This window comes from Rhodoferax fermentans (assembly GCF_002017865.1).
Taxonomy (GTDB): Bacteria; Pseudomonadota; Gammaproteobacteria; order Burkholderiales; family Burkholderiaceae_C; genus Rhodoferax; species Rhodoferax fermentans.
This window is the reverse complement of record NZ_MTJN01000002.1, coordinates 282,233-307,145: the sequence shown is the minus strand read 5'-3', so window position 1 is coordinate 307,145 and position 24,913 is coordinate 282,233. Positions and strand designations below refer to the sequence as shown.

The 24,913-nt window shown below is 60.4% G+C and carries 24 protein-coding genes and 1 tRNA gene; 12 read left to right on the top strand and 13 right to left on the bottom strand.

Translation table 11 applies throughout. The annotated features are described in order from the left end of the window. From RF819_RS01500 to RF819_RS01480, 5 genes are all read left to right on the top strand, one after another. A complete protein-coding gene (locus RF819_RS01500; protein ID WP_078363335.1) occupies positions 1-924 on the top strand; it encodes an amidohydrolase family protein in 924 nt (307 codons plus the stop codon). 74 nt (positions 925-998) lie between these two features. Next, positions 999-1,439 carry a protocatechuate 4,5-dioxygenase subunit alpha gene (gene ligA / locus RF819_RS01495; protein WP_078363334.1) on the top strand — a complete coding sequence of 147 codons (441 nt, stop codon included), beginning with the start codon at positions 999-1,001 and terminating at the stop codon, positions 1,437-1,439. 3 nt (positions 1,440-1,442) lie between these two features. Beyond that, positions 1,443-2,300, top strand: coding sequence for a class III extradiol dioxygenase subunit beta (locus RF819_RS01490; protein WP_078363333.1), 858 nt, complete (start codon positions 1,443-1,445; stop codon positions 2,298-2,300). 18 nt (positions 2,301-2,318) lie between these two features. Further along, positions 2,319-3,272: a Gfo/Idh/MocA family oxidoreductase gene (locus RF819_RS01485; RefSeq protein ID WP_078363332.1), complete on the top strand. Its 954-nt coding sequence runs from the start codon at positions 2,319-2,321 to the stop codon at positions 3,270-3,272. Between the two features lie 41 nt (positions 3,273-3,313). Beyond that, positions 3,314-4,318, top strand: a complete 1,005-nt coding sequence (locus RF819_RS01480; protein WP_078363331.1) for an aldo/keto reductase — start codon at positions 3,314-3,316, stop codon at positions 4,316-4,318. 79 nt (positions 4,319-4,397) lie between these two features. Here the strand turns inward: RF819_RS01480 and RF819_RS01475 are convergent. From RF819_RS01475 to RF819_RS01465, 3 genes are all read right to left on the bottom strand, one after another. Further along, positions 4,398-4,473: transfer RNA gene (locus tag RF819_RS01475), tRNA-Lys, on the bottom strand. 174 nt (positions 4,474-4,647) lie between these two features. After that, positions 4,648-5,292 (bottom strand): PAQR family membrane homeostasis protein TrhA, encoded by a 645-nt coding sequence (gene trhA / locus RF819_RS01470; protein WP_078363330.1) that lies wholly within the window; start codon positions 5,290-5,292, stop codon positions 4,648-4,650. Positions 5,293-5,356: 64 nt separating this feature from the next. Then, complete coding sequence (locus RF819_RS01465) at positions 5,357-6,457, bottom strand: quinone-dependent dihydroorotate dehydrogenase (RefSeq protein WP_078363329.1); 1,101 nt, start codon at positions 6,455-6,457, stop codon at positions 5,357-5,359. A gap of 47 nt (positions 6,458-6,504) precedes the next feature. Between RF819_RS01465 and rpiA the strand changes: the two genes are divergently transcribed. Then, entirely contained in the window at positions 6,505-7,209 is a 705-nt protein-coding gene (gene rpiA, locus RF819_RS01460) for a ribose-5-phosphate isomerase RpiA (RefSeq protein WP_078363328.1), read from the top strand. A 27-nt stretch (positions 7,210-7,236) separates the two neighbouring features. Here rpiA and RF819_RS01455 read toward each other — a convergent pair whose 3' ends face one another. Next, a complete protein-coding gene (locus tag RF819_RS01455; RefSeq protein ID WP_200224307.1) occupies positions 7,237-8,262 on the bottom strand; it encodes a nucleoside hydrolase in 1,026 nt (341 codons plus the stop codon). Between the two features lie 181 nt (positions 8,263-8,443). Here RF819_RS01455 and RF819_RS01450 point away from each other — a divergent pair, with 181 nt between their 5' ends. From RF819_RS01450 to RF819_RS01435, 4 genes are all read left to right on the top strand, one after another. Continuing rightward, positions 8,444-9,424: a BMP family lipoprotein gene (locus tag RF819_RS01450; RefSeq protein WP_078363327.1), complete on the top strand. Its 981-nt coding sequence runs from the start codon at positions 8,444-8,446 to the stop codon at positions 9,422-9,424. A 214-nt stretch (positions 9,425-9,638) separates the two neighbouring features. Further along, on the top strand, positions 9,639-11,171 hold the full coding sequence (locus RF819_RS01445) for an ABC transporter ATP-binding protein (RefSeq protein ID WP_078363326.1): 1,533 nt from the start codon (positions 9,639-9,641) through the stop codon (positions 11,169-11,171). Then, positions 11,168-12,295 (top strand): ABC transporter permease, encoded by a 1,128-nt coding sequence (locus tag RF819_RS01440; RefSeq protein WP_078363325.1) that lies wholly within the window; start codon positions 11,168-11,170, stop codon positions 12,293-12,295. Before RF819_RS01445 ends, RF819_RS01440 begins: the two co-directional genes overlap by 4 nt. After that, positions 12,288-13,256 (top strand): ABC transporter permease, encoded by a 969-nt coding sequence (locus tag RF819_RS01435; protein WP_078363324.1) that lies wholly within the window; start codon positions 12,288-12,290, stop codon positions 13,254-13,256. The genes RF819_RS01440 and RF819_RS01435 overlap by 8 nt, the downstream gene beginning before the upstream one ends. Before the next feature lie 17 nt (positions 13,257-13,273). Here RF819_RS01435 and mnmC1 read toward each other — a convergent pair whose 3' ends face one another. Further along, positions 13,274-15,037, bottom strand: a complete 1,764-nt coding sequence (gene mnmC1 / locus RF819_RS01430; protein WP_078363323.1) for an FAD-dependent 5-carboxymethylaminomethyl-2-thiouridine(34) oxidoreductase MnmC1 — start codon at positions 15,035-15,037, stop codon at positions 13,274-13,276. A gap of 49 nt (positions 15,038-15,086) precedes the next feature. Then, positions 15,087-15,359 carry an oxidative damage protection protein gene (locus tag RF819_RS01425; RefSeq protein WP_078363322.1) on the bottom strand — a complete coding sequence of 91 codons (273 nt, stop codon included), beginning with the start codon at positions 15,357-15,359 and terminating at the stop codon, positions 15,087-15,089. Positions 15,360-15,443: 84 nt separating this feature from the next. On the opposite strand from RF819_RS01425, the gene RF819_RS01420 reads away from it, so the two are divergent. After that, positions 15,444-15,701 carry a hypothetical protein gene (locus tag RF819_RS01420; RefSeq protein WP_078363321.1) on the top strand — a complete coding sequence of 86 codons (258 nt, stop codon included), beginning with the start codon at positions 15,444-15,446 and terminating at the stop codon, positions 15,699-15,701. 136 nt (positions 15,702-15,837) lie between these two features. On the opposite strand, the gene RF819_RS01415 is transcribed toward RF819_RS01420, so the two are convergent. The 7 genes from RF819_RS01415 to RF819_RS01385 all read right to left on the bottom strand — a co-directional run bounded on the left by RF819_RS01415 (position 15,838) and on the right by RF819_RS01385 (position 23,646). Then, positions 15,838-16,542, bottom strand: a complete 705-nt coding sequence (locus RF819_RS01415) for a P-loop NTPase family protein (RefSeq protein ID WP_078363320.1) — start codon at positions 16,540-16,542, stop codon at positions 15,838-15,840. Between the two features lie 89 nt (positions 16,543-16,631). Further along, positions 16,632-17,981, bottom strand: a complete 1,350-nt coding sequence (gene argA, locus RF819_RS01410; protein WP_078363319.1) for an amino-acid N-acetyltransferase — start codon at positions 17,979-17,981, stop codon at positions 16,632-16,634. Between the two features lie 186 nt (positions 17,982-18,167). Next, positions 18,168-19,199: an alpha/beta hydrolase gene (locus RF819_RS01405; RefSeq protein ID WP_078363318.1), complete on the bottom strand. Its 1,032-nt coding sequence runs from the start codon at positions 19,197-19,199 to the stop codon at positions 18,168-18,170. Positions 19,200-19,255: 56 nt separating this feature from the next. Next, complete coding sequence (locus RF819_RS01400; RefSeq protein WP_078363317.1) at positions 19,256-20,080, bottom strand: (R)-mandelonitrile lyase; 825 nt, start codon at positions 20,078-20,080, stop codon at positions 19,256-19,258. Positions 20,081-20,127: 47 nt separating this feature from the next. Continuing rightward, the gene (locus tag RF819_RS01395; protein WP_078363316.1) at positions 20,128-21,348 is read right to left on the bottom strand and encodes an aldo/keto reductase; all 1,221 of its coding nucleotides are present in this window, start codon (positions 21,346-21,348) and stop codon (positions 20,128-20,130) included. A gap of 38 nt (positions 21,349-21,386) precedes the next feature. Next, positions 21,387-22,787: an MFS transporter gene (locus RF819_RS01390; RefSeq protein WP_078363315.1), complete on the bottom strand. Its 1,401-nt coding sequence runs from the start codon at positions 22,785-22,787 to the stop codon at positions 21,387-21,389. Between the two features lie 7 nt (positions 22,788-22,794). After that, a complete protein-coding gene (locus RF819_RS01385; protein ID WP_078363314.1) occupies positions 22,795-23,646 on the bottom strand; it encodes an aldo/keto reductase in 852 nt (283 codons plus the stop codon). A 125-nt stretch (positions 23,647-23,771) separates the two neighbouring features. Here RF819_RS01385 and RF819_RS01380 point away from each other — a divergent pair, with 125 nt between their 5' ends. Further along, positions 23,772-24,758, top strand: coding sequence for a LysR family transcriptional regulator (locus RF819_RS01380; protein WP_078363313.1), 987 nt, complete (start codon positions 23,772-23,774; stop codon positions 24,756-24,758). Positions 24,759-24,913 lie beyond the last annotated feature (155 nt).

The following is a 24,913-nucleotide window of genomic DNA, read 5'->3' as shown; positions in this document are numbered from 1 at the left end:
ATGGACAAACCCACCACAGGTGATTTCACCAAAACCCCCGGCTGGCTGGACTGGTACACCGGTCCGAGCCAACCGCGTTTTCAACTGCCTGCTGGTGCGGTTGACGCGCATTGCCATGTCTTTGGCCCGGGCGCCGAGTTTCCCTATGCACCCGAGCGCAAATACACACCGTGTGATGCCTCCAAGGCCCAGCTGTTTGCGCTGCGTGACCACCTGGGGTTCGAGAAAAACGTGATCGTGCAGGCCACTTGCCATGGCGCCGACAACCGTGCGCTGGTGGACGCGCTGATCGCCAGCCAGGGCCGGGCACGTGGTGTGGCCACCGTCAAACGCTCGGTCACGGATCAGGAGCTGCAGGCCATGCACAACGCCGGGGTGCGTGGTGTGCGCTTCAACTTTGTCAAACGCCTGGTCGATTTCACGCCCAAGGACGAGCTGATGGAGATTGCAGGCCGCATCGCCAAACTGGGCTGGCATGTGGTGATCTATTTTGAGGCGGTTGACTTGCCCGAGCTGTGGGACTTTTTCACGGCGCTGCCGACCACCGTGGTGGTGGACCACATGGGCCGACCCGATGTGTCGCTGCCGGTGGATGGGCCGCAGTTTGAGCTGTTCAGGAAGTTCATGCGTTTACACCCCAACGTGTGGAGCAAGGTGAGTTGCCCCGAGCGCCTGAGTGTGAGTGGCCCCAAAGCGCTCCACGGTGAACAGAACGCCTACCGCGACGTGGTCCCGTTTGCCAGAGCTATCGTCGAAGAATTTCCGGACCGCGTGTTGTGGGGCACCGACTGGCCACACCCGAACCTGAAGGACCACATGCCCGACGATGGCCTGCTGGTGGACTTCATCCCGCACATCGCCCCCACGGCGGAGTTGCAGCACAAGCTGCTGGTGGACAACCCAAACCGTTTGTACTGGAGTTGATAGCGTAGTACCCTGATGGCATAAGGGCCAGAAGCCATTTTTATATATCAATAACAAACCACAAAGGAGACACTGTGGCACTTGAAAAACCGTACAAGGACATCCCCGGCACCATCATTTTTGATGCCGACCAGAGCCGCAAAGGCTACTGGCTCAACCAGTTTTGTATGTCGCTGATGAAAGCGAGCAACCGCGAGCGCTTCAAACGCGACCAGCGTGCCTACCTGGACGAGTGGCCGATGACGGAGGCGCAAAAACAGGCGGTGCTCGACATGGACCTGAACCGCGCCATGGCCCTCGGTGGCAACATCTACTTTCTGGCCAAGATCGGCGCCACCCATGGCCTGAGTTTTCAGCAGATGGCGGGCAGCATGACCGGCATGAGTGAAGAGGAATACCGCGCCATGATGATGGCCGGTGGCCGCAGCATCGATGGCAACCGTTACCTGGGCGAAGACGGCACCGCCCAACCGCAGCACCAACCCCAAGGCCAGGCTGGCCGCAAAGGAATTTGAGCCATGGCACGTATCACCGCTTCTGTTTACACCAGCCACGTGCCCGCCATTGGCGCGGCCATCGATCTGGGCAAAACCACCGAACCGTATTGGCAGCCGATGTTTCAGGGGTATGACTACTCCAAACAATGGATGAAGGACAACAAGCCGGACGTGATCTTTCTGGTCTACAACGACCACGCCACCGCGTTCAGCCTGGACATGATCCCCACCTTTGCCATCGGTACCGCAGCGGAATTTATCCCCGCCGACGAAGGTTTTGGCCCACGCCCGGTGCCCAAGGTGATTGGCCACCCGGACCTGGCCAGCCACATCGCACACTCGGTGATCCAGCAGGATTTCGATCTGACCATCGTCAACAAGATGGAGGTGGACCACGGCCTGACCGTGCCGCTGAGCCTGATGTGTGGCCAGCCGGATGCCTGGCCATGCCCGGTGATTCCGTTTGCGGTGAATGTGGTGCAGTACCCGGTGCCCAGCGGCCAGCGTTGTTTTAACCTGGGCCAAGCGATCCGCAAGGCCGTCGAGAGCTATGACGAAGACCTCAATGTGCACATCTGGGGCACCGGCGGCATGAGCCACCAGTTACAAGGCGCCCGCGCCGGGCTGATCAACCGCGCCTGGGACAACGCCTGGCTGGACCAGCTGATCGCCGACCCGGCCACGTGCGCCAAGACGCCGCACATCGACTATGTGCGCGAGGCGGGCAGTGAAGGGGTGGAACTGGTGATGTGGCTGATCGCCCGAGGTGCTATGCAAGATATAGCTGGTGACCCAGGTAGCATAAGGGTCAAGAACCGCTTTTACCATGTTCCCGCCAGCAACACGGCGGTGGGGCATTTGATTTTGCAGGATGTGTGAGTTGATAAGGAAACACCCATGAAACCCATCAAAGTGGCGCTGGCTGGCGCCGGAGCTTTTGGCATCAAACATCTGGACGGTATCCAGAACATCGACGGCGTGGAAGTCGTCTCCCTGATCAGCCGCGAGTTGGACAAAACCAAGGAAGTTGCTGCCAAATACGGCATCCCCCACGTGAGCACCGAGCTGGCAGACAGCCTGGCGCTCAAAGAGGTGGACGCGGTCATCCTGTGCACACCGACCCAGATGCACGCCTCACAAACCCTGGCTTGTTTGAAGGCAGGCAAACATGTGCAGGTGGAAATCCCGCTGTGTGATGTGTTGACCGATGGGGAGGAAGTGGCCCAGCTCGCCGCCAAGTCCGGCCTGGTCGCCATGTGTGGCCACACCAGGCGCTTCAACCCCAGCCACCAGTACGTGCACAACAAAATCACGGCGGGTCAATTCAACATCCAGCAGATGGATGTGCAAACCTACTTTTTCCGCCGCTCCAACATGAACGCGCTGGGCCAACCGCGCAGCTGGACCGACCACCTGCTGTGGCACCACGCCGCGCATACGGTGGATCTGTTTGCCTACCAGTGTGGCAGCCCCATCGTGCAGGCCAACGCCATCCAGGGCCCGATCCACCCCACCTTGGGCATCGCCATGGACATGAGCATCCAGCTCAAGGCCGCCAACGGCGCGATCTGTACGCTGAGCTTGAGCTTCAACAACGACGGCCCGCTGGGCACCTTCTTCCGCTACATCGGCGACAGCGCAACCTACATCGCACGTTATGACGATCTGTTCACTGGCAAGGAAGAAAAGATCGACGTCTCACAGGTGGCCGTGAGCATGAACGGCATCGAGTTACAAGACCGCGAATTTTTCTCCGCGATCCGCGAGGGCAGGGCACCCAACAGCTCGGTGGCCAGCGTGTTGCCTTGTTACCAGGTGCTGCATGGGTTGGAGCGGCAACTGTCCAGTTGAGGCGGCACAATCGGTTGCCAACCAACCGATCTTTTTTTGACATGCAAACACGACAACTCGGCCCTTTCTCCGTCTCTGCCATCGGCCTGGGCTGCATGAACCTCAGCCAGGGGTATGGCCCCCCGATCACTGACAAACAGGGTGAGTCTGTTTTGTTGACTGCGCTGGACGCTGGCGTCACCTTGTTTGACACCGCCTCGCTCTACGGCTTTGGCGCCAACGAAACCTTGATTGGCCGGGTGTTGAAGACACACCGTCAGCGTTTCACCTTGGCCAGCAAATGTGGCATGACCGGGGTGGATGTCAAGGGCGACGGCAAGCTCGTGCGGGTGATCGACGGTCGCCCCGACACCTTGCGCCGCACCTGTGAGGCCAGCCTGCGCCGCCTGCAGACCGATGTGATCGACCTCTATTACATCCACCGGCTCGACAAGACTGTGCCGATTGAAGACAGTGTGGGTGCCTTGAGCGATTTGGTGCGCAAGGGGTATATCCGAACCATCGGCCTGTCTGAAATGTCTGCCACCACCCTGCGTCGCGCCCATGCGGTGCACCCGATTGCCGCGATGCAGACCGAGTATTCGCTGTGGACGCGCAACCCCGAGATTGCGGTGTTGCAGGCCTGCAAAGAATTGGGCGTGGCGTTTGTCGCTTTCAGTCCGGTGGGGCGCGGTTTTCTGGCTGGTGAGCCGCTGCAACCGGAGAGCTTTGAGGCCAATGACCTGCGCCGCAGCATGCCGCGTTTTGAGGGATCCAACTGGGAGGCCAACGCCCGTTTGTTGCCGGCCTACCGGAGACTAGCGAACGAGGTCGGTTGCAGCCCGGCGCAACTGGCGCTGGCCTGGCTGTTGCAGCGTGCCGAGCACATCATCCCGATCCCCGGCACCACCCGTGTGGATCACCTGCAGGACAACCTGGGCGCCCTGGATGTGACTCTGAGTGCCGATGTTTTGGTGAAATTGGATGCCTTGATCAACCAGCACACCGTGGCAGGCAGCCGCTACAACGCGCAGGGCAATCTGGACGCGCAGACAGAGCAGTTCTGAGCCAGGCTTGGCGCTGCCAGCCAGCGCCACAAAGAAAAAAACCGCACTACCAAGGTGATAGTGCGGTTTATTCTGAATTTGGTGGGATGTGCGGGGGTCGAACCCACGACAAACGGATTAAAAGTCCGCTGCTCTACCAACTGAGCTAACATCCCTGATTCTTCTTGAATGACTCAAGATCAGACAAGCCCTAAATTATAGCCATAATTTTATGGCTATACGCAGATCTTTAGCTTTGGAAGATACAAATTCAAAAAATGGCCTCAAAAACAGCGTGTGATGTGGTTCGATGGGTGTCGCCGCTTGGCCGCTTGCTAGCCAACACCGCTTTAGGTCGAGAAGTTTTGCACCGCCACAAAGTGGCAGGCCGTGCCGGTGACCACAAAGCCGTGCCAGACCGCGTGTGAGTAACGAATCCGCGAGTCCAGCACAAAAAAGATGACCCCCACGGTGTAGGCCAGGCCGCCAGCCACTAACCACAAGATGCCCGGCATCGGCACACGTTCCAATAAAGGCACCGCCGCAACCACCACCAGCCAACCCATTGCCAGATACAGGCCGGTTGACCACCAGGGGTGGGTCAGGCAGTTCAACGCCTTGAGCGTGATGCCGATGGCCGCCAGCACCCAGACCACCGTGAACAGGCTCCAGCCCCAGGCGCCGTTGAGGGCGCCCAGCGCAAACGGTGTGTAGGTGCCCGCGATAAAGAGATAAATGGCACCGTGGTCGAGTTTGCAGAAAACCTGTTTGGCACGCCCCTCCGGCATGGCGTGGTACAGCGTTGACGCTAAATACAGCAGCACCATGGTGATCGCAAAAACAAGGGTGCCGACAAAACTGGCTGCGCTTTGTTGACCCGCTGAGGCCAGCAAAAAGGGCATGCTGAGCAACGCGGCCAAAAGCGCCACGCCATGGCTCACACTGTTGGCGATTTCCTCGCCCAAAGTTTGTGGACGTTTTGTCATGCCTGCCATTGTGCATGGCCGACAAGTCATACCGATGTCAACAGGGTGAAAGCCCTGTGAACCTGCGGCCTGATCAGGACGCGCAGCGGGTTTTGATCAGGGCCGCCGCTTCCTTGACCAGCCCCGGGCCGCTGTAGATCAAGCCGGTGTAGATTTGCACGGCGTCGGCGCCAGCCTTGATTTTGCTCACCGCGTCCTCGGCGCTCATGATGCCGCCTGCACCGATGATGGGAAAGCTTTTGCCCAGCGCGGCGCGCAATTGGCTCACCACCTGGTTGCTTTTGGCCAGCACCGGCGCGCCTGAGAGGCCGCCGGTCTCCTCGGCGTGGGCCAGACCTTTGACCGCGTCGCGGCTCAGCGTGGTGTTGGTGGCGATCACGCCCCAGGCGTTGTTGACCTGGCCGCTGCCGTTGGTGCCATAGCGTTTGAGCGTCTGGGCGATCACGCTGACCTGATCCGCATCCAGATCGGGGGCAATTTTCAGGAAGATGGGGATGTGTTTGCCGTGTTGCTGCGCCAGCTGTTCGCGTCGTTCGGAGATCGCGCCCAGCAGGGCATCCAGCGCCTCGTCACTCTGCAGGCTGCGCAGGTTTTTGGTGTTAGGGCTGGAGATATTGACGGTGACGTAGTCGGCATAAGGGTAGACACCGTCCAAGCAGGTCAGGTAGTCGTCGGTGGCGCGCTCGATCGGGGTGACGGCGTTTTTGCCGATGTTCAGGCCCAGCAACATCGGGTTCGGGCCACAACACCCGGTGCCACGGCCTTGGTACAGCGCTGACTGTTTGACGTTGGTGATGAAGCTTTGCAAGCCGTCGTTGTTGAAACCCAATCGGTTGATCAAAGCCTTGGCCTCGGGCAGGCGAAACAGGCGCGGCTTGGGGTTGCCGGGTTGCGCCAACGGTGTCACCGTGCCGACTTCGACAAAGCCGAAACCCATGGCACCCAGGCCGTCGATGCAGCGGGCGTTTTTGTCCAGCCCGGCGGCTAGGCCAACGCGGTTCGGAAACCTCAGGCCCGCCAGGGTGATCGGGTCACTCACGGGTCTGCTGGCGTAAGCCCACCGCAGCGCCGAGCCTTGGGTGTGTGTCAGCGACGCAATGGTCAGCTCGTGCGCGGCCTCGGGGTCCAAACCAAACAAAAAGGGGCGCGCCAGCGCGTAAGGGAGAAGAGCCATTGGATAATTCCTCAAGATAAACCGATCAATCACAAGGATTTTCCCCGATGACGTCCACCCCCAACCCGACCGCCGCTGTTTTGTCCCAGGATGACCTGAAAACCCTGGTGGGTCAGGCCGCCTTGAAGTATGTGGTGCCGGGTGAGATTGTGGGTGTGGGCACCGGCTCCACGGTCAACAAGTTCATCGATGCGCTGGCAAGCATGAAAGACCAGATCACCGGTGCGGTGTCGAGTTCGGTGGCCAGCACCGAGCGGCTGCAGGCGCTCGGCATCACCGTGTTTGACTGCAACGAGGTGACCGAGCTGTCGGTCTACATCGACGGTGCCGATGAAGTTGACCCGAACGGTTACCTGATCAAAGGCGGTGGCGCGGCCTTGACGCGCGAGAAGATTGTGGCCGCAGAGTCGCGCCGTTTTGTCTGTATTGCCGACGAGTCCAAGCTGGTGCAGAACTTGGGCAAGTTTCCGCTGCCCGTCGAGGTGATTCCGATGGCGGTCAATCGCATCACGCGCCAGTTTCAGGCGATGGGCGGCACCGTGGTGCTGCGGCTCAAGGACGGTGCGCCGCTGGTCACCGACAACGGCCAGCACATTCTGGACGTCACCGGCCTGCAGATCAGCGACCCGCTGGCTTTTGAGTCGCAGGTCAACCAGTGGCCCGGTGTGGTCACCGTGGGGGTGTTTGCTTTCCAGAAAGCCCAGGTGTGCCTGGTGGGCACGGCCAGCGGGGTGAAGACGCTGACGTTCTGATGCTCCTCAAAGAGTAGCTATCTGCCCTTATTTCGAAAGGGTTAGAAGCGGATTTTTCAACCAATCCCGTTGCAAGGTGGTTTGCACCACAGCCCGGCAGGCTTCGGCCTGCACCTGCATACACACCTGGGTGTGCGGAATCTCCTCGTGCCAGCCATGCTGCGGGTAAGTCACCGCCTTGCGCTGCATCATGGTCTGGCCCTGCGCCAGGCCGTCCACCGCCACCCGCACCCTGCCAGCCTGCAGGGTGAAGAGTTCGGGGTTGGTCAGCACCACAAAGGCCAGCACATCGTGGCCGTAACAACCGGTGACCTGGCCCACCACCGGGTCGCGCTCACTGTAAAACGCGCTGTAAAACGCCACCGCGTGGTGCAGGGTGTCGGTGGCGATGTGTTGATGGTGTTCTGCTATCTGCTGGAACAGGCTCAAAGGCAGGATCACCTGGTGCGTCACATCCAGCCCAACCATGGTCAGCGGCCAGCCCGCGGTGAACACCGCGTCGGCAGCATGCGGGTCGTTCCAGATGTTGGCCTCGGCCACCGGTGACACATTGCCAGACTCCAGCACCGCACCGCCCATCAGAATCACCTCGCGCACCAGGGTGGGCAACTCGGGCGCCAGTTGCAGCGCGGTGGCCAGGTTGCCCAGCGGGCCGACCGCCACCAGTGTGATCTCACCCGGGTATTGGCGTGCCATGTCAACAATGAACTCGGCCGATGAACGTGGGTCCAGCTTGCCCTGGGTGGCCAGGCGATGGGGCAGGTTGCCCAGACCATCGGCACCATGGATGTAGTCGGGGGGCGGCTCTGCGGTTTTCACCAGGGGTTGCGCCACGCCCTGTGTCACCGGGATCAAGCGGCCCGCCAGCGCGCTGAGGTACAGCGCATTGGTGGCGGCCTGTTCCACATACACATTGCCAAAAGTGGTGGTGATGCCGACCACCTCGATGTCGGGGTGGGCCAGCGCGTAATACAACGCCATGGCGTCGTCCACGCCGGGGTCGGTGTCGTAAATGACTTTTCTGGGTAGGTGGGACATCGCGGTGTGGGTCATGGGGGTGGGGCAAGCAGTTGGCAGCGCCGCCAAGCCGCATCAGGAGCCTATTTTTTGAGTCAGTAGGGGGCCGCCATTATGTCGCGCGGGCTGGCAGCGCCCAAATCGTGGCATAGTGCCTGCTTGTCTTTGTCGACCCGGTTTTGGCCGGGGTTTGTTCAACTTTTGAAAGTGATTTGTCATGGCTCTGAAATCTGTTTTGCGTCTGAGTGTTGTCGCCGCTGCTGCCCTGGTGGCAACGGCTGTGTGGGCCGAACCTTCGGTGGTGTACGACATGGGTGGCAAGTTTGACAAGTCGTTCAACGAGGCGGCTTACAACGGCATGGAGATGTGGAAGAAGGAAACGGGCAAAAAATACCTGGAGTTTGAAATCTCCAACGAGTCCCAGCGTGAACAGGCCCTGCGCCGTATGGCCGAACGTGGCGCCACACCGATCATTGGTGTTGGTTTCAGCCAGGCTTCTGCCATCGAAAAGTTGGCCAAAGAGTTCCCCAAGTTGCAGTTCGCCATCATTGACAGCGTGGTGGATCTGCCCAATGTGCAGTCGGTGGTGTTCAAAGAGCATGAAGGCAGCTTCCTGGTGGGCGCCATGGCGGCGATTGCCAGCAAGACCGGCAAGGTCGGTTTTATTGGTGGCATGGACATCCCGTTGATCCGCAAGTTCCAGTGCGGCTATGAACAGGGCGCCAAATACATCAACCCCAAGGCTGAGGTGTTTTCCAACATGACCGGCACCACCGGTGCAGCCTGGGCCGACCCGGCACGTGGTGGTGAGTTGGCCAAGGCCCAGTTCGCCAAGGGCGCCGATGTGGTGTTTGCCGCAGCGGGCGGCACCGGCATGGGTGTTTACCAAGCCGCCAAGGACAGCGGCAAACTCGCCATTGGTGTGGACAGCAACCAGAACCATGTGCAACCCGGCACCATGCTGACCTCGATGGTCAAGGGCATTGATGTGGCGGTGTACGACGTGGCCAAGTCGTTCAAACCCGGCGTTTTGGTGCTCGGTCTCAAAGGCAATGGCGTGAGTTATGCCATGGACCAGTACAACGCCAAACTGGTGACCCCTGAGATGAAGAAAAAGGTAGAGGCCGCCAAGGCCGACATCATCAGCGGCAAGATCAAGGTGGCTGATTACATGGCGGACAACGCTTGTAAATATTGATGTTGTGGCGGCTCGGCGCGTGCCGAGCCAGGTCCATGCGGCTGTTGATGCCGCTGCGCCCCGTCCAGGTGGCGTGCGTGTGTCAACAGCCCTGAATGACTCTCATAGATATAGCTAATCACCCAAGCAGAATAAGGGCTAGAGCCCCAAAAGATGTATAAAGTCTGGACACACACCTCTTCAGGCCACCCGGCCAACCACCGGGCTTTGCAAGATGCTTGAACCAACCCCAGTGGCGGTCCGTATGACCGCCATCCACAAACATTTTGGCGCCGTGGCGGCCAATGCCAACGTCGATTTGACGGTGCGCACTGGCACGGTGCATGGCATCGTGGGTGAAAACGGTGCCGGCAAAAGCACGCTGATGTCGATCCTGTACGGCTTTTACCAGGCCGACAGCGGACAGATCGAGGTGTTTGGCCAGAGCGCCGATATCCGCAACGCCGATGACGCTATCGCGCGAGGCATTGGCATGGTGCACCAGCACTTCATGCTGGTCGATACCCTGACCGCGTTGGAGAACGTGATGCTTGGCGCTGAGCCGCACTGGCTGCTGCAGCGCTCTGACGCCCAGGTGCGCAGCAAGCTCAACGACTTGATGGTTTCCACCGGTTTACAAATCCCGCTCGACAGCCTGGTGGCGGACTTGCCAGTGGGTGACCGCCAGCGTTTGGAGATCCTCAAAACCCTGTACCGTGGCGCCAAGATTCTGATTTTGGACGAGCCCACAGCGGTGCTCACGCCACAGGAAACCACGCAGTTGTTTGGTGTGCTCAAGCGCCTGCGTGAGCAGGGCACCACGCTGATCCTGATCACCCACAAACTCAAGGAAGTGATGGCGTTGTGTGATGTGGTCACCGTGATGCGCGCTGGCCAGGTGGTGGCTGAGCTGCCAATCGCCGAGGCCTCGGTCGAGGGCCTGGCGCAGGCCATGGTCGGGCGCAAGGTGCACATGGGCCGCTCCGCTGACGGCGCCCACCAGGCCGGTGAGGTGTTGTTGCAGGCCGAGCACCTGTCTGTCACCGACAGCCTGGGTGTGTTCCGCCTCAAAGATGTTTCCTTGAGCCTGCGTGCCGGTGAAATGGTGGGGGTAGCCGGTGTTTCAGGCAACGGCCAGAGTGAACTGATGGATGTGTTGACCGGCCTGCTGACGCCTGACCAAGGCCAACTGCAGGTGCTGGGCAGCGCTTTTGAGGCCCCAAACTGGCTCAACCCGAGCCAAGCACGTGCCCTGGGCCTGGCCCATGTGCCCGAAGACCGGCACGCCCGTGCGCTGGTGATGGCTTTTGCCGCCTGGGAGTCGGCGGTGTTGGGTTACGACGATCTGCCCGAGTATTCACATGGTGGTTGGATGAACCATGCCCACATGCAACACGCTACCGTGGACATGATGGAACGTTTTGATGTGCGCCCGCGCGACCCGCTGCTGCCTAGCAGCAAGTTCTCGGGCGGCAACCAGCAAAAGCTGGTGCTCGCGCGTGAGCTGGGCCGTGCGCCCAAGGTGCTGCTGGTGGGGCAACCCACCCGTGGTGTGGACATTGGCGCCATTGAGTTCATCTACACCCAGCTGCGCGCGCTGCGCCAAGCCGGTTGTGCGGTGCTGGTGGTGTCGAGTGAACTCGATGAAATTTTGGCGCTGTCGGACCGGGTGCTGGTGATGAACCAAGGACGGATCGCTGGTGAGCTGCCGATTGCGGACTGCACCGAAGCTGCGTTGGGCTTGTTGATGACGGGGTGCCAGGTATGAATACGTTGCCGCGTTGGGCAGATTTGGTGCTGTTGCCGCTGGTGAGTTTGCTGGTGGCGCTGTTGGCTGCCGGTGCCGTGGTGGCGCTGGTGGGCCAGGACCCGTGGGAGGTGATCCAGGTGCTGGTGTACGGTGCTTTTGGCACCGCACGCGGCATCAGTTACACCTTCTACTACGCCACCACCTTTGTCTTCACCGGGCTGGCTGTGGCGGTGGCTTTCCATGGCGGGCTGTTCAACATCGGTGGCGAAGGCCAGGCCATCATGGGCGGGCTGGGCACCGGTCTGGTGGCGCTGTGGTGGTCGGCATTTTTGCCAGCCTGGCTGATGCTGCCGATCATGATGCTCTCAGGCGCCTTGTTCGGTATGGCCTGGGCGGCGGTGCCGGGGTACTTGCAGGCCTACCGGGGCAGCCATGTGGTGATCACCACCATCATGTTCAACTTCATCGCCAGCACGGTGCTGGTGTATGTGTTGGTGAACCATTTGCGGCCCAAGGGTGAGATGTCGCCCGAGAGTGTGGCGTTTTCACCCTCGGCCAAGTTGCCGGCGATGCACGAGGTGCTGCGCCATATCGGCATCGACTGGCCGTCCTCTCCGCTGAACCTGAGTGTGCTGCTGGCGGCACTCGCGGCTGTGGCCGTCTACCTGTTTTTGTGGCGCACCCGCGCTGGCTACCGGCTGCGTGCGGTTGGGTCGAGCCCGGGTGCGGCGGAGTATGCGGGTATCAAATCCCGCCACCAGGTGGTGATGGCCATGGCGATCTCGGGTGCGCTGGCTGGGCTGGTGGGGATGAACGAGGTGGCCGGTGTCAGCGGCAAGCTGATTCTTGAATTTGTCAGTGGTGCGGGTTTCACCGGCATTGCGGTGGCGCTGATGGGGCGCAACCACCCGCTGGGCATTGTGTTGGCCAGCCTGCTGTTTGGTGCCTTGTTCCAAGGTGGTGCCGAGGTGGCGTTTGAGGTGCAGGACTTCAGCCGTGACATGGTGGTGATGTTGCAGGGTTTCATCGTGCTGTTTTCGGGCGCCATGACCTATGTGATTGCGCCGATCCTGGCGCGATTGCTGGGCTGGTTCGGCCAAGCCGGAGCCAGCAAAACCAACACTGGAGCCAGCCATGGATGAAGCTCTGATCAGCGCCATGCTGGCGTCCACATTGCGGGTCTCGACCCCGCTGATTTTTTGCGCGCTGGCGGGCCTGTTGTCGGAACGCTCGGGCGTGGTGGACATCGGCCTGGAAGGCAAGATGCTGCTCTCTGCTTTTGCGGCGGGGGCTTGTGGTGCAGCCTATGGCTCGATGCCCTTGGCTATTTTGGCCGCCATGGGTGTGGCGGTGGCCTTGTCCTGGGTGCACGGCTTGGCCTGTGTCAGCCACAAGGGGGACCAGGTGGTGTCCGGTGTTGCTATCAACATCATTGCTGCAGGCCTCAGCGCTGTGCTGGGTACAGCCTGGTTTCATCAGGGTGGACAGACGCCGCCGGTGAGTGACGCGGTGCGTATCCAGGCGTTGTGGCCGGGTCTGGCCGAGGCTGCGCGTGGACTGCCGCTGGTGGGCCAGGTGCTCGGTGATGGCTTGCTGGGTCACAACGCGCTGGTGTACCTGGCCTTGTTGCTGGTGCCGGTGTTGTGGTGGGGGCTGTTTCGCACCCGGTTTGGTTTGCGCCTGCGTGCCGTGGGTGAAAACCCGCAGATGGTGGACGCCGCCGGAGTTTCTGTGATGCGCCTGCGTTACACCGCACTCACGTTGAACGGCATCCTGTGTGGCCTGGCCGGCAGTTACCTGGTGCTGGCGCAAAGTGCCAGCTTTTCACAAAACATGAGCGCCGGGCGTGGTTTTATGGCGCTGGCCGCGCTGATTTTCGGGCGCTGGCATCCGGTGAAGGCGCTCTGGGCCTGCCTGTTGTTTGGTTTTCTGGACGCGGCCGCCATCCGCTTGCAGGGCGTGCATCTGCCGGGCATGGGTGAGGTGCCGGTGCAGGCGATTCAGGCCTTGCCTTATCTGATGACGGTGGTGTTGCTGGCGGGCTTCATTGGCAAGTCCATTCCGCCCAAGGCGCTGGGCATTCCCTACAGCAAGGAACGTTGAGCCGTTGACAGCGGCGCTTAGGCGCGCAAAGCGTGAAGCGCTTTGGCCAGCTTGGCCTCTATCGGTAGCGGCTCGGCGCCCATCTGGGCGGCCAGCAGCTCGGCGCAGAGCACCGAAAAACTCAGGCCGCGTGACCCCAGCGCGGCGCAGAGCCACAGGCTGGGTTGCTCCCTTGCCTCCAGTGGACCGACCAGCGGCAGGCGGTCGGCGCTGATACACCGTGTGCCTTTCCAGGTTTGCAGCTTGTCCGAGGCAAAGCTGGCGGCCAGGGGCCCTGCCAGACTTGGCAACAGTTCATTCAGATGCTCCCAATTGCGCACATGGTTGTTGTCATCCGGGCGTTCCACCTGCTGCTCTGGCTGGTAGCTCGACCCCATGAACCAGGCTGGACCGGCATCTGTGGGCACGTGTGGCACCAGGCCGCTGAAGCCATTGACCGGAAACGGCGGAAAAACCGCCGGGTGTGCAGTCGAATCGCTGTGCAGCGCCCAGCTCAGCAGACCCCGCATGCCCTGGGTGGTCGGCAGGTGCTGCAGTTGTGATGACAGAGCGGGGTGGCTTTGGGCCAAGTTGTCCAGCAGCGGGCGCGCCGCACCGGCATTGGCAAACACCACACGTTCGGCACAACACAACACACGCTGCGACTCATCCAGCAACTGCCAGACACCGTTGTTGTGTTGCACATGGCATACCTTGGCGCCACCCTGAAACCTCACACCCGGCTGCTTGAGCCAAGCCGACACCAGCGCGGCGGGTTGGATCCAGGCCGCCCGTGGGTGCCACAAGCCCGGGCCATCGGCCAGCTTGTCGGGGGCAGACACCGACCAGTCCTGCCCCTCGGGTGGCCAGTGGGCAGGCAACTGCGGTGTGCCACCCACCTGCCGCTCCAGCACACCGGTTGCTGCCCACGGTGTGCCTGGCTGCAAATGCTGCCGGGCTTGTTGCAGGGTGAGGCGCACACCGGCGCGCGACAGACGCGACAGTGGGCAGTCGTCGCTGGAGGTGTGTGGCACCACCAGGCCTACTGGCAAACCCGACGCGCCTGCTGCCGGGGCTGGCGCGGCATCCAGCACCAACACCTGCCAGCCGCGTCGGGCCAACGCCGCCGCCACACTGGCGCCAGCCAGGCCAGCACCCACCACCGCGCAGCGCTGAACGGGCAGGGCGGTGAGGTGGTTTTGTCGACTGGTTTTGAGGGTCCAGGGTGGGTCAAAACGTGCCAGAAGTTGCCCCTCTGTATCTGCGCTTGTGTCGCTGATGGCGAAGCCGCTGGAGCGCAGCAGTTGGTTCAGTGCAGATGAATCGACATCTGCGGGCAGATGGCCACGCAGCAGGGTTCCGCGTCGGCAGCAGCGTGCCAGGGCCTTGATGGCCCAGGGATTGTGGGCGTCGAACGCACCGGGCTGCTCAGGCGCATCCAGCGCGACACACACCTCATCCGCCAAAAACGTGTGCTGGCGCAGGGCCTGCAAGGCATCACCGACACACAGTGTCAAAGTCACTTGCCCCTTCACCAGCAAAAAACGGTGAAAACCCGGCAAAAGGCCAAACCAGTGCGCCACCAACTCGTTGGCCAGCGGCAGCAGGGCGACATCGTCGCCGCAGGCCTGTACCAGTGTTTCGGGGGTGGGGGCACGAGGGCACAGGGCCACCACATGCAGCACCCGGGGCCGGTCTGTGGTGTGTTGCCAGGTGTGCCAGGTTCTCAGAAAACCCAGCCCATCCTTGAAGCAGGTGTCCAGGATTTGCCAGCGTGGCAAACCCAACCAATCAGGTGTCATGGGCTGGGGGACACAGCAGCGTCTTCAGGCCGCTGTGTGTGGCGTGGGGTCACGCCTTGGGGGGAACGAAACCTTGTGCGGCGTCGGCGCCTTCACCAAAAAAGTGGTTCTCCATTTGTCGCGCCAGGTATTGGCGGGCGCGGGCGTCGGCCAGGTTCAGGCGGTTTTCGTTGACCAGCATGGTCTGGTGTTTGAGCCAGTCGGCCCAGGCTTGTTTGCTGACGTTTTCCCAAAGCCGTTTGCCCAGTTCACCGGGATAAGGTGCAAAGTCAAGCCCTTCGGCCTCGATCCCCAATTTGATGCATTTCACCGTGCGCGCCATGGTTTACCTTTGTGTGTACTGTCAAAAGTGTCAACTTTAGCAAGGTTTTGGCTTGGGCCGCACACTGAAGTAAAATCCAGCCCTATGGCAAAAGCAGATACCAAAACCAAAATCGTGGCCGATGGCCTGCGTTACAAATCCAAAGTGTCGGGCTCCCCGTTCACGGCGGCCACTTCCTTTGGCGCTGCCACGATGTCGTGTTTTTTATGTGGCAAACACCGCGCCCGTTCCCAGATGGTTTCCAAGAAGATCCTCGGCAAGTCTCAGGCGGTGTGTTCACCGTCTTGCAAGGCGCTTGACCAGGCTCTGGAAGAAGCCAACAAAAAGCCATCTGCCGAGTGAAACCGCCGGGCTGCCCAGCAGCCCGTGTGTTTCGGTGAATGGTTTGCTACCTGATTTGTAGCTACTCCCCGTTTATTGACAAGGGCTAGAGGTCTAAATGCCTCTAAAGCTGCGCGGCCACTTGGCAGCAGCTGTCTCACAAACTCAGGCTGTCAAAACCTTCGTAAGTTTTTTTGAGCCAGGATTTGACGCGCTGGCGCTCCAGCAGGCCCAGTGCATCTGCCTCAGGCTTGCTGTGGATGGCAGCCCAAAAACTGGCGTTCTGGCGGTCAATCTTGCGCATGCTGGCTTCATGCAGCGCGGGCAGGCTGATGACTTTGGCGCCACGCGACAGCGCGGTTTCCAGTGCGGGTGACGCATCCAGCTGCGAGAAGTCGCTGCCGCGCCCGTGGTTTTTCACCACGATGTAGTTGGGCCCCGTCTCATATGTGCTGAGCAGGCGGCCCAGCAAGTCCACCGAATCCTTGCCCGCATCGGACACATGCCAGAAATTGACGGTGATGCCCATGTCGGCCAGCACCGCAAACACGTCCGAGTCCTTGATCCAGCGTGCCAGGGGCGCAGCGGTCTGCGCAGCCAGATCCACCACCACACGGGGTGGCGCACCTGTGGGGTCAGCACTTTCAAACGCGCTGGCAATCGCGTCCAGCCCTTCATAACTGTCAACCACCACCGGGCTGGCGTAGTCGGCGTAAAAACGTGTGAACGAGGTGTGGGAACGGTCGGTGTCGAAGCCGACAAAAGCCTGCTCCTTGTCGATGAAATACTGCGCCAGCAGACGCGCTAGCACCGACTTGCCGACGCCACCTTTTTCGCCGCCGATGAAATTGAGAGAACTCATGTTTGCTTTCTGTTGTGTTGGAAACGGGTGCCCGCAGGCGGCTAGGGTGGCAGAAGCAAAATCTGTGCTGGGTGGCGGCAGGTCGTGCTTTAAAGGATGTTTTTCACCAGCACCTGGCTTTTGCGGTCCCAGTTGTACTTGCGTTTGCGGGCATCGGGCAGCCAGTCGGGGTCGACCTGCACAAAGCCGCGTTTGATGAACCAATGCATGGTGCGGGTGGTCAGCACAAAAATGCTGTCCAGCCCTGCCAGTTTGGCGCGTTGTTCGATGCGCTTGAGCACCCGGTCACCATCACCCTGGCCCTGCACATCGGGTGACACGGTGAGCGCCGCCAGCTCAGCGGTGCGCGCCTCTGGGTAGGTGTACAGGGCGGCACAGGCAAAGATCACGCCGTCGTGTTCGATCACTGTGTACAGGCCGACATCACGCTCGATTTCGGTGCGGCTGCGTTTGACCAGGGTGCCATCTTTCTCGAACGGCTCAATCAGTTGCAGGATGCCGCCTACATCGTCCACGCTGGCTTCACGTAGGCTTTCCAGCTTTTCGTCCACCACCATGGTGCCGATGCCGTCGTGCACATAGACTTCGAGCAGGATCGAGCCATCGACCGCATACGGAATGATGTGGCTGCGCTCCACGCCGCCCTTGCAGGCCTTGACGCAATGCTGCAGGTAAAACGCGGTGTCGCCGGGTTGGTTGGCTTCCGGCAGTTCCAGCAGCATTTTTTCGGCGGAGTCCAGCGGCAGTTCGGTGTCGATCGGGTTGTCTTCACTCACCGGCAGCGTGATGTCGGTGGCAATGCCGGGCACCTCGGTGACAAAAATCAGCTTGTCGGCTTGCAGTGCGGTGGCGACCGAGGTGGCCACCTCTTCCATGGCCAGGTTGAACGCCTCGCCGGTGGGCGAAAAGCCGAACGGCGACATCAGCACCAGCGCACCCATGTCGAGCGAACGCATGATGCCCGCGGTGTCGATCTTGCGCACCACGCCCGAATGCTGGAAGTCCACGCCATCCACAATGCCGACGGGGCGTGCCGTCAAAAAGTTGCCGGAAATGACCCGCACCGTGGCCCCCGCCATGGGTGTGTTGGGCAGGCCCTGGCTGAACGCGGCCTCAATCTCGTAACGCAGCTGACCCGCGGCCTCCTGCGCGCAGTCCAGCGACACCTCGTCGGTGATGCGGATGCCCTTGAAGTATTTGGGCGAATGGTTTTTGGCCTTGAGCTGCTCGTTCACCTGCGGGCGGAAGCCGTGCACCAGCACGATCTTGACGCCCATGCTCTGGATCAGTGCCAGATCCTGCGCCAGATTCGGCAGCTTGCCCGCAGCAATGGCTTCACCACAAACACCGACCACGAACGTCTGGTTGCGGAACTTGTGGATGTAGGGCGCGACGGACCGGAACCAGGGGACAAAGGTGAAGTTAAAGGGCAGACTCATGGGGTAGGTGGGCAAGGAGGGCGGCAGTCAATAGGGGGCAACACCACCCTATTTTGCAGCACGTGCGTGAAGGTTTTGGCGGCTATCGATACATTGCCGGGTTGGTCGACAAATACGACGATCTCTCACCCTTTTGTTTCAAGTTGAGGTTTCGCAAGTGCAAGTGTTTGCCAACCACCCATCACCTCATCGCTTCATGATGAAACCTTTCCAAAATCGGGTGGCCTCCAAAACCCATCCTTCGGCTGAGGTGCCGAAGCCAGTCCCAAAACCATGACCCAGGTCGGGATAGATGTGATATTCAACTGGCGCACCCGCCTTGCGCAGGGCGGCAACGCGCTGTTCCATGATGACCGGTGGGGCAATGCCATCATGTTCACCAACAACTACAAAAGTGGGCGGTTCATGCGACGAATAGTCGGCGTGGCCGGTGTAGGCCATTACCACGGTGGAGGGTTTGGGGAGTTTCTTGGACCCAAAAGCGGCTGTTCCGTACGAACCGATGGCCGCGACCATCCTGGCGCCAGCAGAACTGCCCCACACCGAATAATCCTGCGTGCCAACACCCAGTGCCTCGGCGTGGTCGAAGATGTAAGAGATGGCGGTGGCGAGATCCTGTGTGGCCACCGCGCCGCCAAAGCCAGTTCGATATTTCAGAACAAACGCGTTGTAGCCCTGCTTGTTGATGTCAACTGCGTGGGGAAATCCTTCGTGAATTGAACCGACATAGGCAAAACCGCCACCTGGGGCAATGATGGCAAACGGCGCCCCCGGTTTTCCTCGCAAAAAGAACAAGCCGGTATGCCTTTTCGAGGGGTCCAGTCGTTTTTCAGCCTCGGTGTAAATCTCGTAAAACACGGTTTTGCCTTGGCTGACATCGTCAATCATCCGGTTCAATGCGCCCACCACCGCCTCTGGCACAACATGGCTGTGATAGGGCAACAATGTGCTGATGTTGCACAAGCGCATCTGATCATCGTAGGGACGGCCATCCCAAGGCAGGATATGGCGAGCAAAACCAGCAAAGGCTGGATGGTTCAGGATGTCCGCGATACTGCTGCTCGTATGGAGCGGATAGTCTTGGGCGACAGGCCCCAGGTGGGTTGCTGAACCTGCTGTTATGCGGACGCGCGGTTGTGAATCACTTTCGCCAGCCTCTGCAAAAGAGGTCGTCGAGGCCAGACAAATCGATATCCCGGCCAATTGAAGCGCATTCATTCAGATCTCCCATGCTGGCTGGTCCAGGCGCCTGTCAAGCTGTTACCTCAGGCCAATCACTTCGGCAGGAGCACGTCTTTGGCGACCGTTGCTGCTGAAACGCTGCTCGGCCAACCTGAATAAAAAGCCAGGTGGGTGATGGTCTCGGACAGTTCTTCAGTCGTCAGGCCGTTCTGACGTGCCAGTGTCAAGTGCGAGCGAAGTTGATCAGGTCGGTTCATCGCGATCAGGGCACTGACCGTCACCAGGCTCCGGTCCCGCTTGGACAGGCCCGGGCGTTCCCAGATGTCAGCGTACAAGACCTTGTCGGTGAGTTCGGCAAATTTCTGAGCGAAGTCGCCAAACAGCTGTTGCGCACGCGAGTTCTTGTTGGCCGCCATTGGCGCAGCGGCAGCGGAAACACCGTACTGTTCGTCAGTGACTTTTTCAAACCACTCGGCTGACTGGCCATCAAGCTGTTCCTGGACCGAGATATGGGTCATGGGGCTTGACGGGGAAGCCCCATGCCAATGCTTCTGCCCTGGCGGAATCCACACCACATCACCGGGCGTGATCTCCTGAATGGGACCACCCCAGAACTGGACACGACCCGTCCCAGCTGTGACGATCAACGTTTGCCCCACCGGATGGGTGTGCCAGGCGGTGCGCGCACCAGCATCAAATGTCACTTGTCCACCGGTCGCTTTTGATGGGGCGTTAGCCGGGAACAAGTACACGATACGAACATTGCCGGTGAACCTGTCCTCAGGCCCTTTGCTGGCGGAGCGGGAGGCTTCCCGTGAAATGCTCGCCAAAGGGACTGCGCCGGTGGCCTGAGGAGGGGTTGCCCACAACGAAGTGGCCATGGCAGTCAGTATCAAAGGCAGGGCAAATTTCTTCATGAGATCTCCGGGTGGGGTTGGCTGTTTGCAGGTGATGGTGAAACGGGTCAGCGCTTGACAGGCGCCTCCACCCCCGACATCAACATCACCGCCGGTGGCAGGCGCGCGCCCTGGATGTTGACGGCCACCACATCGGCATTGACTTGCCGGAGTTCATCGACCGTGAACGAGATCGCTGCCGCACCCAGGTTTTCTTCCATGTGCGCCACCTTGGTGGTGCCGGGTATCGGCACAATCCACGGCTTTTGTGCCAGCAACCAGGCCAGGGCCAGCTGCGCGGGTGTGGCGTTCTTGCGCTCTGCCCAGTCCCGAACCACTTGGACCAAGGCCATGTTGGCAGGCAGAGCCTCGGGTGCAAAGCGCGGCACTACGGCACGGAAGTCCATCACAGGTGCCGACGCAAAGCGCGAATCGGCCTTGACCGAGCCGGTGAGAAAGCCCATGGCCAGCGGGCTCCAGCAAACAAAACCAATGCCCAGCTCCTCGCAGACGGGGAGCACTTGTGCCTCCGGCCCTCGCCACAGCATCGAGTACTCGTTCTGGATCACGGTCAGCGGCTGGACCGCATGCGCACGGCGAATCGTCTGCACGCCAGGTTCTGAGAGACCGAAGTGCAGCACCTTGCCCTCGGCGATCAGATCTTTCACGGCACCAGCCACGTCTTCAATCGGCACAGCCGGATCGACCCGATGCTGCACCAGCACGTCGATGCGGTCAGTTCTGAGGCGGCGCAATTGCGCTTCGACTACCTGCTTGATGTGTTCGGGTCGACTGTTCAGGCCACCCAAACGCTTGCCCGTCTTCTGATCGAGATCCATGCCGAATTTGGTTTCCAGGACGATCTTGTTACGTATGCCTTGCAGCGCCTCGCCAACGATCTCCTCCGAGAGAAACGGTCCGTACACCTCGGCGGTGTCGATGAAATTGACACCCAGGTCTACGGCGCGTTGGATGAGCCGGACAGCCGCCGGGCGGTCAAATGTGCTGCTGTAGGAATCAGCGACCACACCGGGTGTGGCGCCTGGGCGCCACTGGCAACCCAGGCCGACAGGGAAAACCTCAAGCGTGCCCAGTTTGCGCCGTTGTCCTGCGGTTAGTCGACGCATCGCTGCATCGTCAGCTCCATTGGCGATGGATGCAGTTTGACTGGCACAGGCGGACAGCAGCCACGGCGCAATACCCAGAGTGGCGGCTGTTGCCAGCAACTGACGGCGCTGCAGGCCGCGCGGTTCTTGGTCAGAAGAGGTGGGGCTGTGGAAGATGGACATGGTAAAAACTCCTGGTTTGGGAAGTGGATGGCCCCGCGTTAGGCGGGGAGGTAGCGCGCTCGCGGACGGACGATGAAGAAAAGTACCAGCGCCAATGCGATGGCCAGCATGAGAGCGCTCGCCGTGAAGGTGCTGGCAATGTGATGCGCCAAGGATGCCGCAGCACCCAGATCGGCGGCGCCACCCGCAGCAAACACCACAACCAGAATGCTGAGCCCCAGTGACCCACCCACCTGGTGCGCAACATTGACGATTCCGGAGACTGCACCAGCGTCTTCACTGGCAACACCCTGAACAGCTGAAACTGTCAAAGGTCCCAATGCAAATCCCTGACCGATACCAATCAGGACCATGGGCAATGCAATCCCCGTGACGTAAGAAGAAAGCTCAGACAGTCCGGCCATCCAGACCAGGCCCGCAATACAAAAGCTCAGGCCGAAGGCCAACAGCCTGGCGTTGCCAAACCTGCGCGTCAGGCGGGGCACCGACATGGCGGCAATGAAGTGGGGAATCGTTGTTGGCAGAAACGCCAGGCCAGCGTGCAAGGGCTTGTATAACAAGACCCCCTGCAGAAATTGCGTGGTGAAAAACCAGAAACCCACCATGCCGCCCAGAAACAGCATACGGGCCGCATACGCTGCATTGCGTTCGCGGTTGGTGAACAGATGCAGCGGCAGAATGGGTTGCAACGCCCGCGATTCATGGGCCACAAAGAACACCAGCAGCACCAACCCGGACACAACAGACAGCCCCGTGGTGGTGTCGGCCCAACCGGATTCTGCCGAACGAACAATGCCAAACACCAGTGCGCCCATCCCCAGCGTCGAACTCACCGCACCTGCCAAATCGAGTCGCCCCGACTTCAACGGCGTTTCGACCAGGTAGCGCTTGGCGCCCACGATCAGCGCGATGCCAATGGGCAGATTGATGAAGAAGCCTACCCGCCAGGAGATCAGTTCGGCGACCAGACCACCCAGCACCAGCCCCAGACTTGCACCCACGCCTGCCGCTGCGGCGTACAGCGCCAGCGCACGGGTGCGCGCATGGCCTTCCGCAAAATGGATGGAAATTAGTGCCAGGGTGGATGGCGCAAGAATCGCCGCACCGATGCCCTGGATGGCGCGCCCCAGCAGCAGCCAGGTTGGTGACGGCGCCAGACCGATGGCCATCGACGCGGCGGTAAAAAGCGCCAAACCAACGATGAACATGCGCCTGCGCTCCAGGATGTCACCGGCGCGCGCGCCCAGCAACAGGAACCCGCCGAAGGTCAGGGTGTAGGCGTTCTGAACCCAGGACAGGGCCGCGTGGGAGAAACCCAGCTCGGCCTGGATGTTGGGCAAGCCCGTCAACACGATCGAGATGTCCACCACCAGCATGAGGTAGCTTGTCACGATGATGGCCAGCACAGCGGCCTGATGTGATGCGTGTGTTGTCTTCATGCACAACTCAGGTGGCGATGCGTCGCTCGCTCATCCACTTCACCATGGCTGGGTCGCGGTGCGAGAAGAAGCTGCTGGTGGCGGTGTCCAGTGTGGCGATGTGTGCCATTTCGGCGTCGTCGAGTGCAAAGTCAAACACGGCCAGGTTCTCTGCCATGCGTTCCTTGCGCACCGTCTTGGCCAGTGTGGCAATACCACGCTGGATCAGCCAGCGCAGCACCACCTGACCGACCGACTTGCCATGGCGCGCGCCTATAGCCACCAGCACATCGTTCTGAAACAGGTTGTTGCGACCTTCGGCAAACGGTGCCCAGGCCTGCGCTTGCACATCGATGGTTTTCATGAAAGGCGCGCTCTCCAGTTGCTGCTGGAATGGGTTCACCTCCACCTGGTTGACCGCCGGGGCAATCTCGTTGAAGACTTTGATGTCCATCAGTCGGTCCGGGTGGAAGTTGCTGACACCAATGGCGCGCAGCTTGCCCTGACGGTAGGCCTCTTCCATGGCACGCCAGGAGCCGTGTACATCACCAAAGGGCTGGTGGATCAGGTACAGATCCAGGTAGTCGAGTTGCAGGCGGCGCAGCGACTTGTCTATGGCCTGCTGGGTGCGTTCAAAACCAGCATCCTGCACCCACAGTTTGGTTGTGACAAACAGCTCTTCACGTGCCACACCGCTTTGGCGGATGCCTTTGCCGACCGCCTCTTCGTTCATGTACGAGGCAGCGGTGTCGATCAACCGGTAGCCGGTCTGGATGGCATCAACCACGCTGCGTTCGCATTCCTGGGCGTCCGGAATCTGAAAGACACCAAATCCCAGGATAGGCATCTTGGTGCCGTTGTTCAAAGTCACTGTTTCCATGATCGTCCTCTGTTGTGTGTGTATGGGGTCGGACTGTAGACAGACAATTCACATCTGAATAGCTGCAAAACCTTTGTTAGATTGACATCCAAAAAGGGATAATGTTGGTCAGGAGATTTACTGTCATGGCCATCAATGAGCTACGGTCTGTGTCCACCTTCATCAAGGCCGCCGAGTTGGGCAGCTTGCGCAAGGCCGCACTCGACTTAGGGATAAGCCCCCAGGCCGCGAGCAAGGCGCTGGCGCAACTGGAGAAGCATCTGGCCGTGCGGCTGTTTCACCGCACCACACGCGTCATGTCGTTGACGGACGCGGGGCAGCGGCTGCTTGAAGAGGTTCAACCTGCCTTGCTCGGGGTGCAGCGCGCTCTGACCAAGGCCAGGGTCACCAAGGATGAGTTCGTCGGCCCACTGCGTATTGCCGGCCCGCGCACCACGTTCCAGCCCATCCTTTGGCCGTTGATCGAGGAGTTCTGTGACCTCTATCCGGGCATCCAGCCAGATGTGTTGCTGGAGGATCGCGTCGGCAATTGGGTCGAAGACCGGATTGATGTGGGTTTTCGCCTGGGGCCTTCGCCGGACGAGGGTGTGATTGCACGCCGATTGTTTTCGCTTCAGTTGGTGATCTGTGGTGCGCCGATTTATTTTGAGCGCTACGGTCTGCCGGACTCGCTGGCGGCCCTGTCGTCACATCGCTGCAGTGTGTTTCGCCATCCGGCCACCGGGCGACTCGCCCCCTGGCACGTGGTGCTGGACGGGCAACTGGTCGAGCAACCCGTGGTACCGGCCATCATCAGCAACGATGTGGATCTGGAGTTGAACGCGGTGCTATCTGGCAAAGTGCTGGGACAGTTGGCCGGTGCCACAGCGGCGCCCTATATCCGCTCTGGTCAGCTGGTGCCGATTCTGCTGGAGCAGATGCCGGACATTGCCAGCTACTTTGTGTACTTCGGCAGCCGCACCTCGCAGCCAGCGCGTGCCCGGGCGTTCATTGATCTGGCGGTGAAGCGTCTTACGGACTGTCCACAGTACGTGCTGACCAGCCAAGAGCTTGCTGATGCCAAGAGTCAGCTTTCAATCTTGATTTATCCACACAAGAACCAGACCAGCTAGCGGCCAACAGCTGTCCGGCCTGAGCACCGTTCCACCTTCCATACAACGCCAATCCTGCCCCAACCAGCCACATCCAACTCACGCCACCCAACACCTGTGAATTGCTGCATATTCAGTAGCGGCTTGTCCTTATTTTAAAAGGGCTAGATGCCAAT